We start from the raw sequence: 18,025 nt of genomic DNA on the forward strand, positions 1-18,025 counted from the left end.
TCAAACTTCCTTAACTTATTAAATCAAATTCGTTTATATAAAGAACCAGATAATTGGATAATCTGCTTTTTTATGATTAAAGATAACAGAACTGAATGCAAATGTCCAAAATCCCATCCGGTTTGACCAAGTAATTCATCAAAAGAACGATCGTTATGATCAAGTATATCCACAATAGTCATCTCGGACGTTGTCAAATGTTCATCCATCTGACGATGATGATTAGGATATGTATGATTTACTTTATTTGATAACCACGGAGTATACTCTTCAATAATATCATGAGCCGATGTGACGACTTTTGCGCCTTGTTTAATTAAAGAAAGAGTTCCTCGGCTTTTCGGTGATGTGATTGGACCAGGCACAGCAAATACATCACGGTTAGCCTCTAAAGCTGCATCTGCAGTAATGAGCGACCCGCTTCGTTCATCCGCTTCTACAACGACAGTACCTCTTGTCATCCCAGCAATGATCCGATTTCGCTGTGGAAATAGTCCAGGGTGGGACTTTGTACCTATAGGATACTCTGATAGTACCAGTCCTCTTTCAGCGATGAAATGGTAAAGTGATGTGTTTTCAGGCGGATAGATCACATCAATTCCTGTTCCCAGAACCGCAATCGTTGAACCACCATAATCTAACACAGTTTCATGACAAATGCTATCAATGCCTCTAGCCATCCCGCTGACTACGGTAATGCCAGCCTCACTTAGAGCTTCTGACAGCATCACACTTACCTTTCGGCCGTAAGCCGTAGGTACTCGTGTCCCAACGATCGCAACAGATAAAGAAGAAAGCAGCTCCATTCTGCCTAATCCGTATAGTACCCAAGGAGGTCTTGCCGTTTCTTTCATTAATATAGGATACTGCTCGTCTAAAAATGTAACGACATGGATGCCCTGTTCTAACAGAAGTCCATTGGTATGTTCTATTTGATCCATGGTTAACTCAGAAGATATCTTCTTTGCCTTATCAGGCGAAAAACCTAACTCCCGCCACTCTAATTCGCTGAACAGTAACAAATCTGCAAGATTAACTCTCTTCTCCATTAATAACGCTATGGTCTTCCAGCCGATCCGATCCATCTCGTGAAGCTTAATCAGTACCGAACGTTGATCCATGAACAGTTACCTCCCAATGATCAAGAGGGACCCCTAAATGTTCCCTCTTATTGTGTATGAATAAACATGATTTTGCAACCGTTTACTTGCAGAAAAAAAGCAACCTTCCATTTCCTACTCGGAAACAAAAGGTTGCTTACCTCTTTAAGATCTATATTTGATAGCTTATTAATGCGTTTTGCATTTCTCCAAAATACCGCGTTCTTCAAGGACACTTACAAGTGTTGAGCCCATTTCAGAAGGCGTCGGTGCTACTTTAATGCCGCAAGATTCAAGCTTCGCAATTTTTTCTTTAGCTGTACCTTTACCGCCAGAAATAATCGCACCAGCATGACCCATACGTTTCCCTGGAGGTGCGGTCACACCGCCAATAAAGCCTACGACTGGTTTGGTCATGTTGGCCTGAACCCACTCAGCAGCTTCTTCTTCAGCAGTGCCGCCGATTTCGCCAATCATAATGACCGCATATGTATCTGGGTCCTCATTGAAGCGTTTTAGAATGTCAATAAATTCAGAACCTTTTACAGGGTCGCCGCCAATACCTACGGCAGAGGATTGACCGATACCACGTGTAGTAAGCTGATGAACGGCTTCATAAGTTAGTGTCCCACTTCTGGATACGACACCGACATGACCCTTCGTATGAATGTAACCTGGCATAATCCCTATTTTACATTCACCAGGTGTAATGACACCAGGGCAGTTAGGTCCGATAAGAACTGTTTTCTTACCTTCCATATAACGTTTTACTTTGACCATATCCAGTACAGGAATGCCTTCTGTAATACAGATGACTAGATCAAGTTCCGCGTCAACTGCTTCCATTATAGAATCAGCTGCAAAAGCTGGAGGGACATAAATAACGCTTGCAGTAGCCCCAGTAGCATTCTTCGCATCGATAACGGAGTTGAAAATCGGTAAAGATACCACGTTCCCATTATCAAGCGTAATATCAATGTTTGTGCCGCCTTTGCCAGGTGTCACACCGCCAACCATTTGTGTTCCATATTCCAAGGCACCCTTTGTATGAAAGAGACCGGTAGCCCCCGTAATCCCTTGGGTGATGACTTTCGTATTTTTATCAACCAAAATACTCATGGATTATTCACATCCCCTATTTATGATTTCACCTGAATCGATTGCTGGAACCGCTTTATTTCACTAAAGCAACAATTTTTTGTGCGCCATCAGCCATAGAGTCAGCTGGAACAATGTTAAGGCCCGACTCAGCCAAAATTTTCTTGCCTAAATCTACGTTCGTTCCTTCTAAGCGGACAACAAGCGGACGATCGAGGCCGAGCTCTTTTGCAGCAGCTACAACGCCTTCAGCGATGACATCGCAGCGCATAATTCCGCCGAAAATGTTAACGAAGATCCCTTCTACCTTACGGTCAGACAAAATAATTTTGAAAGCTTCCGTTACTTTCTCTTTCGTCGCGCCGCCCCCAACATCAAGGAAGTTAGCTGGGTCGCCGCCGTAATATTTAATAATATCCATCGTCGCCATAGCAAGTCCGGCACCGTTAACCATACAGCCAATATTACCGTCAAGGGCAATATAGCTTAGATCATATTTAGAAGCTTCGATTTCCTTCTCATCTTCTTCTTCGAAATCACGAAGCTCTTGAATATCTTTGTGACGGAAAAGTGCGTTAGAATCGAAATTCAGCTTCGCATCAAGTGCCATCACGTTGCCGTCGCCAGTAACGACGAGCGGGTTAATTTCTGCAATAGAACAATCTTTATCAATAAATGCATTATACAAAGCGATCATAAATTTAACCGCTTTATTTACAAGCTCATTAGGAATACGGATTGCATAAGCCAGCCTGCGTGCTTGGAACACTTGAAGACCAACAGCTGGATCAATCACTTCTTTGAAAATTTTCTCAGGCGTTGCTGCCGCAACTTCCTCAATTTCCGTACCGCCTTCTTCAGAAGCCATCATGACAACTCGGCCAGTCGCGCGGTCTACTACAACACCTACATAATATTCCTTCTTAATGTCGCAGCCCTCTTCGATTAAGAGACGCTTCACTTCTTTACCTTCCGGTCCTGTCTGATGTGTGACGAGAACTTTGCCTAAAATTTGCTCCGCATAGGTGCGAACCTCATCTAAATTTTTGGCTACTTTCACACCGCCGGCCTTACCGCGGCCTCCCGCATGAATTTGCGCCTTTACTACAACAACGGAACTCCCGAGCGATTTAGCCGCTTCAACAGCTTCTTCGACGGTGAACGCAACTTTGCCTTGAGGAACAGCTACTCCATACTGTTTCAGGACTTCTTTACCTTGATATTCATGGATATTCATTCTTGAATCCTCCTATCAACATGACTGCATCCGGGCGGGTCTGGTTGGCATATTATACAAGCCCACATCATTGTAACATGTTTTTAAAACGCTTTCCTTACAAAAATCATCAATTATCACAGCAATTTGATATCGAAATCATCTAGCGACGCGAATAATTGGAATTATATGGATTATCATTTTATTTTCGTTCATTCTCCACGTTACGTTCATGAACGCGATGCAGTAAATCTCTAAACTGTCCTAGAAGTTGTCCATATTCATCTAAAGAAAGACACGTCGCTTCTTGAATCATAGCCGGAATAGATTCGGCTTTCTTCTGTAGCTCACGGCCTTTCTCGGTTAGAGAGATAATTACTTTACGCTCATCTTCAGTTGAACGTTCCCTATTAATGTAGCCTGCCGCTTGTAGTCTCTTAAGTAAAGGCGTTAATGTGCCGGAATCAAGATACAATGCATCTCCAAGCTCTTTTACCGTGCATGCTCCTCTCTCCCAAAGCACCAAAAATACAATATATTGTGAATACGTAATTCCTAATTGATCAAGATGCGGCTGATAGAGCTTCGTAATTTCTCTTGAGGCCGCATAAATCGTAAAACATATTTGATTGTCCAATTTTAACTGGGGATTGTGCATCGTTTCCATCCTATACACCTGCTTTCTTTATGCCCTTTATTCTAACATAGCGATTTATAAAATTCATGTAAGTTGGCCAAAATTATTTACAAATTATTTTTATTGTTATAAATTCAATTGTGTAAAATTTAATTTATAAAAATGAAAGAAGGATATCCATGAACATTCAACCGATTTATACGACAAAAGTCAAAGCTGTTGGCGGCAGAGCTGGATATATCGAATCCGCAGACGGTCAATTCAAACAAAATATTAGCATGCCAAAAGAACTTGGAGGCGCAGGCGGCGCAGGCACCAACCCTGAACAATTGTTCGCTGCTGGCTTTGCAGCTTGCTTTGACAGCGCGCTGAATATGGTCGCTAGAATGCAAAAAATTAAACTGGAAGGAACCGAAGTTACCGCATCTGTAACGATCGGGAAAGCCGAGGACGGCGGTTTTGGATTAGCTGCTGCTCTTGATGTACTCGTCAAAGGTGTGGACCACGATACAGCGAAAGCGCTCGTAGAAGCCGCACATGGCGCGTGCCCATACTCCAGAGCTACGCGTGGCAATATTGACGTTGTGTTAAACGTACTATAATCCATTAGCTAGAACTTGACTTTTACAGCCAGCGCATCCTACAATACTGGCATAGCAATCATACGTTCGAAAGTGATAAGGAAGCACCTTTATTTCGAATCGGCTTATATAAACGAAGTTTGACATTCGTTTTGACAGACGATCTGAAAGGAAGGTGTTTTTTATGATGTACGGAAAGCTGCACGGTGCATGCTTATACGGCATTGATGGAGTCATTATTGAGGTAGAGGTTGATTTGGCTAACGGCATTCCGCAAACTTCGATTATCGGACTGCCGGATTCGGCCATTCGTGAAGCGATCGAACGCGTTCGTGCTGCCATTAAAAATTGCGGTTTTACTTACCCAATCCAGCGAGTCACCATCAATTTGGCACCCGCGGACCTGCGTAAAGAAGGCTCTGCCTTCGATCTGGCGATCGCACTCGGCATATTAATGACTAGCGGACAAATACAGCTTCCATCCACTGGACGCATGATGATGATCGGAGAGCTTTCACTAGACGGAGCACTCAAACCAGTTCACGGTGTTCTCTCTATGGTAGATAAGGCAAAGCGTGAAGGGTTTACCTCAGTTCTGCTCCCTTATGAGAATGCTGCTGAAGCATGTCTCATTAGGGATATAGATATTTATGCAATTAAGCATTTAAAAGATCTATGTCCTCCAAATGAGTCAGCAGTGTCAGGCGATTCGTACAGACAGCAGCCTGCCATCGTCACTTCATTGTCTCATCATAAAGCAGCGGCTAGTCCTGAACTGTCATCATCTGATGGGACTAGCATTTTCGAGGACTATGAAGATGTCATCGGGCAGCTTCATGTAAAACGAGCGTTAACGATCGCTGCCGCTGGAATGCATAATATTCTTCTCATTGGACCGCCAGGAACAGGGAAAACGATGCTCGTACGTCGTCTGCCTTCAATCTTGCCCTCTCTATCAGAACAAGAGTCGCTTGAAGTGACCAAAATATTTAGCGCTGCGGGGAAACTGAAAGAAGCCAATTCATCATTGCTTCGTACTCGGCCGTTCCGCGCCCCCCATCATACGATTTCTGCAGGAGGACTTATCGGCGGAGGAACAATTCCGAAACCAGGTGAAGTCAGTTTAGCGCACCGCGGCATTTTATTTCTCGATGAACTGCCTGAGTTTTCAAGAAATGTTCTTGAAGTGCTTAGACAACCGCTAGAGGAACGAGCGGTTACCATCAGCCGAGCACGTGCCGTCTTCTCATTTCCGGCTCATTTTATGCTCGCAGCCAGTATGAATCCGTGTCCATGCGGCTATTTAGGCTCGGACCATCCAAAGCAGAGGTGCACATGCAGTCCATCCCGAATTGCAGGATACCGCGCCAAAATTTCCGGGCCGCTGCTCGACCGTATTGATTTACAGGTTGATGTGCCTCAGCCGAAAGAATGGTCTCATCAAGACAAGCCGCTGTCTTCTGCCGAAATGAAACAGCAAGTACTTGCAGCGCAAGCTGTACAGGCCGAAAGATATAAGGGCCTTCCGCTCATATGGAACAGCGAGCTGACCGGCAGCCTGCTTAGACGTTACACATCACTAACCCCAGAAGCAGCGAAGCTGTTAAGTCATACCTTTGAAGCGCTAGGCCTCAGCATGCGTTCGCATGATCGGATTTTAAAGCTCGCCCGCACGATCGCCGATTTGGCTGGAGTAAGCCAAATTACAATGGAGCATCTAGCTGAAGCGATTCAATACCGTCAGCTGGATCGGAGGACGAGTGATTTGATTGGATAAATACAAAATAAAGCCTGTACGGCTTGTTCTACTCACTCCATACAGGCTTATTTCCATTTAAAAGGCGTTCTTGATATGATCCAAAGACTGAACATGCAAATCGTGACTCAACATGACGGCTACTGCGTCAAATTGAATCGGCCGATTAGACAGATGATTCATATGTAAATAAACAGCGGCTGTGTCTCTAACTTGTTTTATTTTACGAGGTGTAATGGATTCAGCGGGTGTACCATAAGCAGACGCTCCACTTCTACTCCGTACCTCAACAAAGATAAGCGTGTCACCCATTTGAGCAATAATATCGATTTCACCGCTTCGACAGCGCCAATTTCTTGCCAAGATATGATATCCTTGACTCTCCAGGTACTGAGCTGCCGCTTCTTCTGCGGCTTGGCCCTTCTGTTTACGGTTGTCCCTTTTACGTGCCCCACCTTCAGTCAAGTTCTAACCCCCTTACTCCCGCCAATCGATCGGACCTATAAATATACGTTAGCACTTCAGCCACAAGACTGTATAATTCCGGCGGAATTTGCTGATCCAAATCAAGCTTAGAGAGTACTTCAACAAGCGCTGGGTCTTCCTGTATGGGGACCCCGCTTTCCATTGCTTTACCCAGAATGACCTCGGCAATCCGTCCCTTCCCTTTAGCAACAACGACTGGGGCGTCATTTTCTGTAGGATTGTATTTGAGCGCGACTGCTTTCTTGATAGAATATGGCTGCTTCTGCGACCCCTCACTCATATCCGAAAATCCACTCCTTTGTAACGATCAGGTGCATACGCTGTAGCCGGACTCTCATCACTCAGCTGAGCGGCTCCCTCACTCCGCTGAGGCAGCGGCTCTGTTCTAAGCGATGAGAGCTGATATCCAACACCTTCTAGAGCACTCGAAATTTCCTCCCGTCGATCTTCCAGCAAGGGCGCTACCCAATCTTGATCATTGTACACTTTAAGCGACACAATTTTATCAACAACTTGTACATCGACAAGGGTATTCCCTAGATTCTTCATATCTAAATCGAACCATAGATGACAATTCGACGGATCCAGTTCACCGTGTTTCCCGCGACGTGATTGAATGTGAATGGAAGCTGTCTTGCTTCCGTCAGGACCTTCCAATGGAATGAAAAAAGTAACCTGCGCAAATGGCGCCGTACGATCTGTCGTTAAGAGCAATTGCTGTCCTGTCAATTGTCCTACCAGCTGCTCAGCAGCATTTTTTAGCTGTGGCGGCACGTCATCGGACTGTAGAACCTGCAGCAGCAATCCCTTTAACGTCGTTTGCACGTCTTGCGGTTTCGGTGATCCATCTGGTGATGTAGTTGCAGCGGCTGAGCTGAGCTGTACGTCTTGTATTTGATTGCGTACTGCATTTAATTTCAAGTCACGAACCTCTGCACCCTCCGCACTTGGATTGAGCGGCAGTGTCTGAGCTTCAGATGTAGGTGCCGCGCCTTCCTGTGTCCTAGTTGAAGATTGTGTGTGTGCTGGCGGGTTACTTTGGGCACCAGAGCCGTTTAGGACAGCTTGCCCAGCTAAACCTTGAGCAGGCAGCGTTTCAGACTGAACTGTAAGACCTGCGGCGGATTGTGCTGTTGCCGTTGTACCTGTAGGCTGTGCTGTTGCTGATGCTGTGGTACTTGTGGGCTGTGCTGCTACATTAGGCTGCGGGAGCACAGCAGCAGCAGTCTCCTCCGGCGACGTAGCCGCAGCAGCCTGCGCCGGCTGCGGCGCTGCGCTTGCCGGCGTCCCTGCGGTCGCCGGCGCCTGCGGCGGTGCCGCGGCGAGCTGCTGCGCCGCCGCGCGCACCACCTGCTGCTCGTGCTCCGCACCGAGCAGCTTCAAGACGCGCCCCACCCAGGACTCGCTGTCCTGGGTGCTGGGCGCGCCTGGCGAAGGGCTCTGCGCCCCTTCGCCATCTCCGTGCGCCGCCGCGGGCACCGGCGGCGCAGCTCCAGCGGCGGCCGAGCCAGCGGCGGCGGCCTGCCCTGCCCGTGCGGTGCCCCCCGCTTGCGGGGCACCGGCCATAGCGAGCGTGCTGCGCAGCTCGCCCAGCACGCTCTGCAGCTTCGTAAGCAGCTGTGCACCGTCTGCGGTGATGCTTGCTTTAGCTGCAGCACCACCAACCTCTTGGCCCGTCACAGCTGCTTTTCCACTAGCTCTATTCGCTTCAGGTGCATCCTTTTGCGGAGAAAAATCACCTTGCACCAACAGGCCTGTGACTTGCTCTTCTAAATTCGCAATCAACTGATGAAGCGGCGGTCCGAAGACAGCTTGATGTAATCCTTTTACCGTCTCAGCCGTAATTGGCAGCCCGCGGTTTAACGCAATGGCTGCAGATTGAATCCAATTTTGAGCCGAGACCGATGAAGGCTTTTGACTTAAAACTTGCTGAATGATCGTGACATTCTCTTTCGTGAGCGGGATGCCGCTTTGCTGCATCAGCTTAATCATCTCACGATTTTCTTTCGTATCTGATAGCCCTACGGCTTTGAGCACATCTGTCATGGAAGAGCCGGGAATCGGCATGTTCGAATCAGCTAACGGTTTTAGAACGATCGTGCCGCCATCGCCTGCAGGCTGCACTTGCAGAAGCGTCGACTGCCCTTTCTCCAGTGGAGTTTCAAGCTTCGCTTTTACTTGTACCCCCTGAATTTGGACCACCGCTTCCATTCCATCATCCGACACCTGTTGAACAACGCCGCGGACTACCTGTCCTGTCTTCAATTCTAGTTGCTTCGACTCTCCAGGTTTACTATCGCCAAGCAGTCCCCGAATCAATGATCCGATGTTCACAACTCATCCCTCCGTTTATTACATTCCCTTCTCTCTATATCGGCAAGAACCCGCCTTATTATAAGGCGGGTTCCTGTTTAAAATAATGTCTGCTGGACGGCTCCCAAATTGCCAAGAAAGCTTCTGCGATGCATCTTTGTTGGTCCGAGCGCTAAAATTTGTTCACGATGAAATTTGGTTGCGTAACCTTTATGTATCGCAATCCCATACTCAGGATACATCGCCTCCCAAGCGCCTTTACAGAGCCGGTCCCTTGTCACCTTGGCTATGATGGAGGCAGCTGCGATCGACTGGCTGTTCGCGTCTCCTTTAATAATTGCCAGCTGGGGAATGGAACTGTCTACTTTCTCCGCATCAATGAGCAAATAATCCGGAGTCACTTCAAGCTCTTCTAACGCCTTCTTCATGGCAAGACGCGCTGCCTGTTTAATATTGATTCGATCAATCGTTTCCGCGTCAACGTACCCAACACCCACCGCGAGTGCCTTCTCCATAATGATGTCATAGAGCATTTCACGTTTCTTTTCCGTAAGCTTCTTCGAATCATTAATCCCTTCAATTTCGAGACCCACGGGTAAAATAACCGCAGCCGCGACCACATCTCCAAACAAACAGCCTCTGCCGACTTCATCTATGCCCGCCACATAGCGATAAGATTGCTCCCAGCATTCCTGCTCATATATTAACAAATGATTTTGATTTTCCATTTCGTATGTATTACCTCCTGCCCATGAAGACAAATCCAATTCTCTGATGCCTATTACGTCATCTTCAAAAGTTTACTACACAAACCGAAGATGGTCATTCTTTTTCTATACACTTAATCTGCTCACAAAAAAAGCTGTTTCCGAGCGCGAGTGCACTCAGAACACAGCCTTCTGCCAATCGTTATTAAATCAACATCTATTAATAAGGAGCTTCAATGGAAATGCGTCCCAGTTTGCCCGCGCGAAGTTCTCGTAAAAAGATTAAAGAAGCTTTTTCTAGGTCAATACGACCACCGCTCATAATACATCCTCTCTTACGGCCGATCGCTTCCATCACTTCTACGATTTCATCTGGGTTTTCAAAATCTTGCGGCCTTTTCTGCAGATCAAAACGTTCTGCCATTTGCGGCCAATAATATTGAGAAAGATATTTTACTGCAAAGAATGCAACATCCTCTACGTTCAAAATTTCTTCCTTAATTGCACCGGTAACCGCAAGGCGATAACCAACATTCTGATCTTCGAATTTGGGCCACAAAATACCCGGCGTATCTAGCAGCTCCATCTCTGAGCCCACTTTAATCCACTGTTGACCTTTGGTCACACCAGGTCGATCGCCTGTAGCCGCAATATTGCGTCCTGCAAGCCGATTAATGAGTGTCGACTTGCCTACATTAGGAATGCCTACAATCAGCGCTCGAATCGCTCGTGGATTCATGCCTTTCGCAATCTGCCGGTCGATCTTTTCTTTAAGCAACAGTTTAGCTTGATTTGGAATATCTTTTACCCCATATCCGGAATAAGCATCAATCGGAAAGGCAGTTACTCCTTCTTTTTTAAAATACTCCACCCATTGCTTCGTCACTTCAGGGTCCGCTAAATCCGCCTTATTCATGACGATCATTCGCGGTTTTTCTTGCAAAATCTCATCAATCATCGGGTTCCGGCTTGAAAGGGGCAGTCTGGCATCGATCAGCTCTATCACTACATCAATCAGTTTCAGCTTCTCCTGAATTTGCCGACGCGCCTTCGTCATATGACCGGGGAACCATTGAATCGTCATCTATCTATTCACCTCAAATTGTGCCGCTTCAGTAATTATGCTTAATTAGTTCCATATCGTCCACCGGCCAGAAAATAACATCTGCACGGCCTACAATATCTTTGAAAGGTACGTATCCAATCATACGGCTGTCTGTACTATTGGAACGGTTATCCCCCATCACAAATAAATGGCCTTCAGGGACTTTCCCTTCTGGAAAATCGCGATTGTTGTATTGTTCGCCATTCGCATGCGCTGCATCAATCGCCTTTTTGATATACGGTTCGTCGATTACTTTACCATTTACCGTAACCGTGTCACCTACCACTTTTACTGTATCACCTGGGAGTCCAATGACACGTTTTATAAAGTCCCGGCCTTCTGAAGGTACATGGAACACAATCACTTCCCCGCGCTTAGGCTCACGGATATCATAAATGATTTTATTTACGATAAGTCGCTCTCCAGTATGAAAATTAGGCTGCATGGAAGGTCCATCTACAATAAACGGTGCAAACAATAGCCAGCGAATGATCACAACGAGCACGAACGCAATAATAATTGCTTTGAGCCATTCAATCAATTCATTTTTAGGCTTCTTTGATGCTTGCTCTTGGTTTGATTCCACTTTATCCAAGCTCTCTGCTTCAACATTTTGTTCCATAGATGGCTGTCCTCTCTTCTATATCATTTCACACGATTCTTAAATTCATTATATCGACTTTCCAGGTGCATTTTCCAGTCGTCAATATTGAATACCATCATAAACCATATATTGTAAATTGGCCTGAACATTTCAGACTGCCAATGATGTTCTGATTTAGTATGTACCATGTCATAGGTCTCTAAAAATAGCGAAAGGGGCTTGATGGCAAGCCCCCAGATTCGTTATTAAACTATTAGCGACGAACTTCTTTAATTCTCGCTGCTTTACCGCGAAGTTCACGAAGATAGTACAGCTTCGCACGACGCACTTTACCACGGCGAGCCACTTCGATTTTATCGATTTTTGGCGAATGAAGCGGGAAAGTTCTTTCCACACCTACACCGTAAGAAATTTTACGAACTGTAAAAGTCTCACTGATGCCGCCACCACGACGCTTAATAACAACACCTTCAAACAACTGAATACGTTCGCGAGATCCCTCGATAACCTTAACGTACACTTTCAAAGTGTCACCAGGACGAAAGCTCGGAATATCTTTGCGAAGTTGTTCTTGCGTAATCGCTTGTACGATATTCATCTAGGACTCCCTCCTTCCACAAGGTGTTCGTACGTCTCAGAAGAACCTTCTGTTCCCCTTCATCGTCCGCAGAGGACCACCGAATTCACAACAAATTAAATACTACCACATTTATATATTCATAGCAAGGAGAAGTTCATAAAAAGCTCATATAAAACTTTTTTTTCAAAAGCAAAGAGCTGTTGCCGTTTATGATTTGTCACTTTGCAGCTTTCTGAGCCACTCTCTTTCCTTATCAGTCAGCTCTGCCTCTTCTAACAATTCCGGTCTTCGCTCTAAAGTACGCAGCAAAGATTGCTGCCTGCGCCACGCTTCGATGTTCGCATGATGCCCTGACAAAAGCACATCCGGCACTTTCATTCCGCGAAATTCAGGTGGGCGAGTATAGTGCGGATATTCTAGAAGACCGGTACTAAACGAATCTGTCACTGCACTCGTCTCATTCCCTAGTACGCCAGGCAGCAAGCGAACAACACTATCGACAACAACCATTGCTGGAAGTTCGCCTCCAGTCAGCACATAATCGCCAATAGATAACTCGTCCGTCACCAGATGCTGGCGGATTCGCTCGTCATATCCCTCATAATGCCCGCAAATGAAAATAAGATGCTCTTCTTTGGACAGTTCCTCTGCCTTCTTCTGCGTAAATGTCTCGCCTTGCGGGCACATCAATATAATACGCGGCGCGCTTTCTTGATCGGAGCGATTCGCCAGCAAATCCTCAACAGCTGTAAAAATCGGCTCCGGTTTAAGCACCATTCCACCGCCTCCGCCATAAGGTGTATCATCGACTGTCCCATGCTTATTGCCCGCATATTGCCGGAAATTAATCGCATTTAAGGATACAAGCCCTTTGTCCCTTGCTTTTCCAAGAATACTGGAACTGAACACGCCATCGAACATTTCCGGAAACAACGTTAGTACATCGACTCTCATTGTTTTACAACAGCCCTTCCATCAGATGAACTTTCACCAGCTGATCTGCCACATTCACATCTAAAATGACGTCGTCAATGACAGGCAGGAGAATAGACTTACCGCTAGGTGTTTTTACGACCCAGACATCGTTCGCACCAGGCGTTAATATTTCTGTAATAACGCCTAGTTCCTCTCCCTCTTCACTAACGACGCGGCATCCGATAATTTCATGGAAATAGTACTCGCCTTCTTCTAAATCGACCGTCTGGTCCTTAGAAACTTTGATCATCCAACCTTTGTACTTCTCGACATCATTGATGTTGTTATATTCCTTAAACTTCACGATGTACATGTTCTTATGAAGACGCGAGGACTCTACATGAACAGGAATAATTTCCATCGTATCTGGATTAACAATTTGAAGCAAACTATTTTTGGCGAACCGAACATCCGGAAAATCGGTATGCGATAATATTTTCAGTTCTCCACGAATGCCATGCGTATTTACAATTTTCCCGACCGTTAATAGGGAATCAGACATAAATGCCTCCTGCGTACATTTTTTATAAGTATATATGCTGTTTCTATATATGATCTTCTAATGAAGTGATTTGATTCAGTCAAGGAGAAGCCGTTTTCCGTACGAAAAAGGGCTAGGACATTCATCCTAACCCCCTTTTCTTATATCATTATCACCTAAGATATGATATCAACGGTAACCCGTTTATCCATTTTCACTGCTGCCGATGTGACAACTGTGCGAAGCGCTTTGGCGATCCGCCCTTGCTTACCGATCACTTTTCCTACATCATCAGGATGAACGGATAATTCGTACACGATAAGGTGGTCTTTCTCCACCACGTTCACACGCACATCTTCCGGATGATCGACTAAAGCTTTAGCAATTACGCCGACCAATTGTTCCATAGGAAACCCTCCGAATCAGCAATTATTTCTGGTACTTAAGCTCATGGAATTTCTTCATTACACCCGCGTCGCTAAGCAAGTTGCGGACAGTGTCAGATGCTTGCGCACCGTTTTGAAGCCATTTGAGCGCTTTTTCTTCATCGATTTTAACTACTGCTGGTTGTGCAACCGGGTTGTAGTAACCGATTTCCTCGATAAAGCGACCATCACGAGGGGAACGGGAATCAGATACCACTACGCGATAAAATGGAGCTTTATGAGCACCCATACGTTTTAAACGAATACGAACTGCCACGAAAATTCACCTCCTTCAATGTAATCAGTATGGTTTAACGGAAAGGAAACTTCATTCCTTTACCGGCAACTTTACTAAGTCGTTTCATCATTTTCGAGTTTTTACCGCCAGGACCCATCAAGCTAGACAACTGCTTCATCATGCGCCGCATCTCATCAAACTGTTTAATCAGTCTGTTGACTTCAGCGAGACTTGTACCGCTGCCTGCCGCAATCCGTTTACGACGGTTATGATTAATAATTTCAGGGTTCTGCTTCTCTTTGGTCGTCATCGAACGAACAATCGCTTCGATCCGGCCCATTTGCTTCTCATCAACCTTAAGGTCTTGCGTCTGCTTCATTTTCCCCATACCAGGGATCATATCCATTAGCTGATCGAGAGGTCCAAGCTTCTTCACCTGCTCCATCTGCTCGAGGAAATCTTCAAACGTAAATTCTGCATTGCGCATTTTACGTTCCATTTCCTTCGCTTTCTGCTCATCAATGTTAGCTTGCGCTTTCTCAATAAGGGAAAGCATATCCCCCATCCCAAGAATCCGTGAAGCCATCCGATCTGGATGGAACGGTTCGAGGGCGTCAATTTTCTCGCCAATAGCTGCGAACTTAATCGGACAGCCTGTTACAGCTTTAACGGACAGGGCGGCACCACCGCGTGTATCCCCGTCGAGCTTCGTCAGTACGACACCGGTCAGTTCAAGCTGTTTATTGAAATGATCAGCAACGTTAACCGCATCTTGCCCTGTCATGGCATCGACGACAAGCAGTACTTCGTCCGGTTTCACCACTTCATGAATTTGCTTCAGCTCTTCCATGAGTTCTTCATCAATGTGGAGACGACCTGCGGTATCGATAATCACATAATCGTTGCCGTTATCCTTGGCATGTTGTAAACCTTGACGTGCAATTTCAACCGGACTCGTCTGGTCACCAAGTGAGAATACAGGTACCTTAATCTGCTCACCTAACACTTGAAGCTGCTTAATGGCTGCCGGTCTGTAAATGTCACCAGCTACAAGGAGCGGACGACTGTTTTGCTTTTGAAGCATTTTGGCAAGTTTACCTGCAGTAGTCGTCTTACCGGCACCTTGCAAACCAACCATCATAATGACTGTCGGCGGTTTATTGCTCTTTGCCAGTTTCGCTTGGCTGCCGCCCATAAGCTCTGTGAGCTCTTTGTTTACGATATCGATGATGACCATGCCCGGTGTGAAGCTATCCATCACTTCTTTACCGACTGCTTTTTCTTTCACTTTGGCGATAAAATCTTTGACAACCTTAAAGTTAACATCCGCTTCCAGCAGTGCTAGACGCACTTCGCGCATCGCTTCGTTAACGTCTTCTTCAGACACCTTACCTTTGCCGCGCAGCTTGCTGAATACATTTTGCAGCCTGCTCGTTAACCCTTCGAACGCCATAGCCATCACCTCGTTTCATGCTATCTTAAATTCCTAATAAATGTTCCACAATTCGTATCATTTTACGTCTATTGTCATCCGTTAGATCTGGCTCGTTTAGTAATGTTCTAAGCTTCGCCAGCTGTGCGCTTCGCTGTTCATGCTTTTCTAGCAGCTTAAGCTTCTCTTCGTACATTTCAAGCATTTGTTCAGCACGTTTGATGTGCTCATATACTGCTTGACGACTAATATCAAATTCTGCGGCGATTTCTCCCAATGAGAAATCATCATGAAAATAATATTTGAGAAACGTCTGTTGTTTCTCGGTTAACAATGACTCATAGAAATCGAACAATAAATTAATTCGATTTGTCTTATCGAGCCAATTCTCCTGACTCATACGGGACACTCCCTTCGTCAAGGAAAAACACTTTACACCGTATCAACGTTCCTTATCATACATAAAAGAAAAGAAGATGTCAAGCAAATCACATTAACATCTTCAAAGTGTGTACAACGTGATCATGACACTTATTGATTACAATGAAAAACCCGTGATCAGATCACGGGTTTCACCTTAAGGCAGCAAATATAGTATCACTGCAAAGAAATGAAGCACACTGCCTGCTAACACGAACAAATGCCAGATGGCATGATGGAATGGAAAGCCTCTCCACACATAGAAGATCGTTCCGAGAGTATACGCAATACCGCCTGCTACCAGCAAAACAATGCCTCCTGTTGGAACAGCATCCACAAGCGGATTCCAAGCAATCGTAATGAGCCAGCCCATTATAATGTAGAAAAGGGTGGACATAAATAAAAATCTTTTGACAAAAAACGCTTTAAATACGACGCCGGCAATAGCTATTCCCCAAACCGTACCGAATAGGCTCCATCCAAGCGGCCCGCGAATGGCGACTAGCAAGAATGGAGTGTACGTGCCAGCTATGAATAAATAGATAGCGGAATGATCAAAAAACTCAAACAGATCTTTGGCTTTACCATCTCGAAGACTGTGCACTAACGTAGAATTCATGTAAAGGAGCAGCATTGTTACTCCATAAACGGTAAAGCTGACTACATGCCAAGCCGAACCTTTAATACTCGCAAAAACAATAAGCACAACGAGTGCCGCTATACTAAGCAGTGCGCCAATTCCGTGAGTAATTGCATTCGCAACCTCTTCTCTGCGTGAATAAGTGTAAGTATTTGCCACCCATTTCCCCTCCTAGAAACCTATTTTCTAGTATAGATATTCGCCCATCAATTCTCAGGTGACTCGTTACCATCCTTCTCTTCATTCTCTTGAATGAGGCCTGCGAATAGAGCATGAACGAATTGTTCCGAGTCAAACGTTTGTAAATCATCTATCTTTTCACCGAGACCGACCAGTTTAACAGGCAAATTGAGTTCTTGGCGAATGGCAACGACAATTCCGCCCTTCGCTGTTCCGTCAAGTTTTGTAAGCACTAATCCAGTCACGCCGCTCTTCTCGCCGAACAACTTCGCTTGGCTTAACGCATTTTGGCCTGTTGTTGCATCAAGCACCATGAGTACTTCATGCGGAGCTCCTGGAATTTCCCGCTTTATGACACGATAAATTTTGTTCAGCTCTTCCATCAAATTCGACTTATTTTGCAAACGGCCTGCTGTATCGCACAGCAGAACATCGGCGCCGCGCTGTTTGGCGGCTTGTACCGCGTCATACATAACCGCAGCCGGATCTGAGCCTGCTTGTTGCTTAATCACCTCAACGCCTACACGCTGCCCCCAAACTTCAAGCTGTTCAATCGCTCCAGCACGGAACGTATCCCCTGCGGCCATAAGCACCTTTTTGCCTTCTTGTTTGAAACGGTGGGCCAGTTTGCCGATCGTCGTTGTTTTACCAACGCCATTTACGCCAACAAATAAAATCACTGTAATTCCGTCAGGATTCATGTGCAGTGAATTATCTTCATCACCGCGAAGCAGCTCCACCAATTTCTCCGAAAGAATCGGCTGCAGGTCGGCTGCATCCTCAATTTTCTGTTTCTTCACTTCGGCGCGCAGATCATCAATTATGTTCATGACCGTGTTCACGCCAACGTCCGCACCGATCAAAATTTCTTCAAGCTCTTCGTAAAATTCCTCATCAATTTTTTTGCGACGGGAAATGAGGTCTGTTACTTTCTCCACGAACCCTTTGCGGGTTTTTTCGAGACCGTCTTTAAATTGTTTCGTCACAGCCTCGGTCTTACTTGCAATACTTTCTTTCAGCTTCTTAAAGAAACTCATATCTTTCCTCCATC

The 18,025-nt window shown here is 45.7% G+C and carries 21 protein-coding genes; 2 read left to right on the forward strand and 19 right to left on the reverse strand.

The annotated features are described in order from the left end of the window. Positions 1-23: 23 nt before the first annotated feature. From dprA to J2Z20_RS06505, 4 genes are all read right to left on the reverse strand, one after another. Positions 24-1,121: a DNA-processing protein DprA gene (gene dprA / locus J2Z20_RS06490; RefSeq protein ID WP_209846721.1), complete on the reverse strand. Its 1,098-nt coding sequence runs from the start codon at positions 1,119-1,121 to the stop codon at positions 24-26. Between the two features lie 168 nt (positions 1,122-1,289). Beyond that, positions 1,290-2,219, reverse strand: a complete 930-nt coding sequence (gene sucD / locus J2Z20_RS06495) for a succinate--CoA ligase subunit alpha (protein WP_209846724.1) — start codon at positions 2,217-2,219, stop codon at positions 1,290-1,292. 55 nt (positions 2,220-2,274) lie between these two features. Next, a complete protein-coding gene (gene sucC / locus J2Z20_RS06500; RefSeq protein ID WP_209846727.1) occupies positions 2,275-3,435 on the reverse strand; it encodes an ADP-forming succinate--CoA ligase subunit beta in 1,161 nt (386 codons plus the stop codon). Positions 3,436-3,616: 181 nt separating this feature from the next. Beyond that, entirely contained in the window at positions 3,617-4,081 is a 465-nt protein-coding gene (locus J2Z20_RS06505; protein WP_209846730.1) for a MarR family winged helix-turn-helix transcriptional regulator, read from the reverse strand. A gap of 155 nt (positions 4,082-4,236) precedes the next feature. Here J2Z20_RS06505 and J2Z20_RS06510 point away from each other — a divergent pair, with 155 nt between their 5' ends. Then, positions 4,237-4,653 carry an organic hydroperoxide resistance protein gene (locus J2Z20_RS06510; protein ID WP_209847391.1) on the forward strand — a complete coding sequence of 139 codons (417 nt, stop codon included), beginning with the start codon at positions 4,237-4,239 and terminating at the stop codon, positions 4,651-4,653. Positions 4,654-4,819: 166 nt separating this feature from the next. Next, the gene (locus tag J2Z20_RS06515) at positions 4,820-6,409 is read left to right on the forward strand and encodes a YifB family Mg chelatase-like AAA ATPase (RefSeq protein WP_209847394.1); all 1,590 of its coding nucleotides are present in this window, start codon (positions 4,820-4,822) and stop codon (positions 6,407-6,409) included. A 57-nt stretch (positions 6,410-6,466) separates the two neighbouring features. Here J2Z20_RS06515 and J2Z20_RS06520 read toward each other — a convergent pair whose 3' ends face one another. From J2Z20_RS06520 to ftsY, 15 genes are all read right to left on the reverse strand, one after another. Beyond that, positions 6,467-6,853: a YraN family protein gene (locus tag J2Z20_RS06520; RefSeq protein ID WP_209846733.1), complete on the reverse strand. Its 387-nt coding sequence runs from the start codon at positions 6,851-6,853 to the stop codon at positions 6,467-6,469. Further along, positions 6,846-7,154, reverse strand: coding sequence for an EscU/YscU/HrcU family type III secretion system export apparatus switch protein (locus J2Z20_RS06525; protein ID WP_209846736.1), 309 nt, complete (start codon positions 7,152-7,154; stop codon positions 6,846-6,848). The genes J2Z20_RS06520 and J2Z20_RS06525 overlap by 8 nt, the downstream gene beginning before the upstream one ends. Further along, the gene (locus J2Z20_RS06530; protein WP_209846738.1) at positions 7,151-9,208 is read right to left on the reverse strand and encodes a hypothetical protein; all 2,058 of its coding nucleotides are present in this window, start codon (positions 9,206-9,208) and stop codon (positions 7,151-7,153) included. Before J2Z20_RS06530 ends, J2Z20_RS06525 begins: the two co-directional genes overlap by 4 nt. 77 nt (positions 9,209-9,285) lie before the next feature. Beyond that, complete coding sequence (locus J2Z20_RS06535) at positions 9,286-9,915, reverse strand: ribonuclease HII (protein ID WP_209846742.1); 630 nt, start codon at positions 9,913-9,915, stop codon at positions 9,286-9,288. A gap of 199 nt (positions 9,916-10,114) precedes the next feature. After that, positions 10,115-10,978, reverse strand: a complete 864-nt coding sequence (gene ylqF, locus J2Z20_RS06540; protein WP_209846745.1) for a ribosome biogenesis GTPase YlqF — start codon at positions 10,976-10,978, stop codon at positions 10,115-10,117. A gap of 28 nt (positions 10,979-11,006) precedes the next feature. Then, positions 11,007-11,621 carry a signal peptidase I gene (gene lepB, locus J2Z20_RS06545; RefSeq protein WP_209846748.1) on the reverse strand — a complete coding sequence of 205 codons (615 nt, stop codon included), beginning with the start codon at positions 11,619-11,621 and terminating at the stop codon, positions 11,007-11,009. Positions 11,622-11,856: 235 nt separating this feature from the next. Continuing rightward, positions 11,857-12,201, reverse strand: a complete 345-nt coding sequence (gene rplS / locus J2Z20_RS06550; protein ID WP_209846751.1) for a 50S ribosomal protein L19 — start codon at positions 12,199-12,201, stop codon at positions 11,857-11,859. Positions 12,202-12,390: 189 nt separating this feature from the next. Continuing rightward, the gene (gene trmD, locus J2Z20_RS06555; protein ID WP_209846754.1) at positions 12,391-13,137 is read right to left on the reverse strand and encodes a tRNA (guanosine(37)-N1)-methyltransferase TrmD; all 747 of its coding nucleotides are present in this window, start codon (positions 13,135-13,137) and stop codon (positions 12,391-12,393) included. A 4-nt stretch (positions 13,138-13,141) separates the two neighbouring features. Further along, positions 13,142-13,660: a ribosome maturation factor RimM gene (rimM, locus tag J2Z20_RS06560; RefSeq protein ID WP_209846756.1), complete on the reverse strand. Its 519-nt coding sequence runs from the start codon at positions 13,658-13,660 to the stop codon at positions 13,142-13,144. A 155-nt stretch (positions 13,661-13,815) separates the two neighbouring features. Next, entirely contained in the window at positions 13,816-14,046 is a 231-nt protein-coding gene (locus J2Z20_RS06565) for a KH domain-containing protein (RefSeq protein WP_209846760.1), read from the reverse strand. A gap of 22 nt (positions 14,047-14,068) precedes the next feature. Then, complete coding sequence (gene rpsP / locus J2Z20_RS06570) at positions 14,069-14,341, reverse strand: 30S ribosomal protein S16 (RefSeq protein WP_209846765.1); 273 nt, start codon at positions 14,339-14,341, stop codon at positions 14,069-14,071. A gap of 34 nt (positions 14,342-14,375) precedes the next feature. Beyond that, positions 14,376-15,755, reverse strand: coding sequence for a signal recognition particle protein (gene ffh, locus J2Z20_RS06575; protein WP_209846768.1), 1,380 nt, complete (start codon positions 15,753-15,755; stop codon positions 14,376-14,378). A gap of 25 nt (positions 15,756-15,780) precedes the next feature. Continuing rightward, the gene (locus J2Z20_RS06580) at positions 15,781-16,134 is read right to left on the reverse strand and encodes a putative DNA-binding protein (protein ID WP_209846772.1); all 354 of its coding nucleotides are present in this window, start codon (positions 16,132-16,134) and stop codon (positions 15,781-15,783) included. 177 nt (positions 16,135-16,311) lie between these two features. Beyond that, on the reverse strand, positions 16,312-16,953 hold the full coding sequence (trhA, locus tag J2Z20_RS06585) for a PAQR family membrane homeostasis protein TrhA (protein ID WP_209846775.1): 642 nt from the start codon (positions 16,951-16,953) through the stop codon (positions 16,312-16,314). Positions 16,954-17,000: 47 nt separating this feature from the next. After that, complete coding sequence (ftsY, locus tag J2Z20_RS06590) at positions 17,001-18,011, reverse strand: signal recognition particle-docking protein FtsY (RefSeq protein ID WP_209846778.1); 1,011 nt, start codon at positions 18,009-18,011, stop codon at positions 17,001-17,003. Positions 18,012-18,025: the final 14 nt, after the last annotated feature.

Source organism: Paenibacillus sediminis (assembly GCF_017873765.1).
In the GTDB taxonomy this organism is placed as follows: domain Bacteria; phylum Bacillota; class Bacilli; order Paenibacillales; family Paenibacillaceae; genus Paenibacillus_AG; species Paenibacillus_AG sediminis.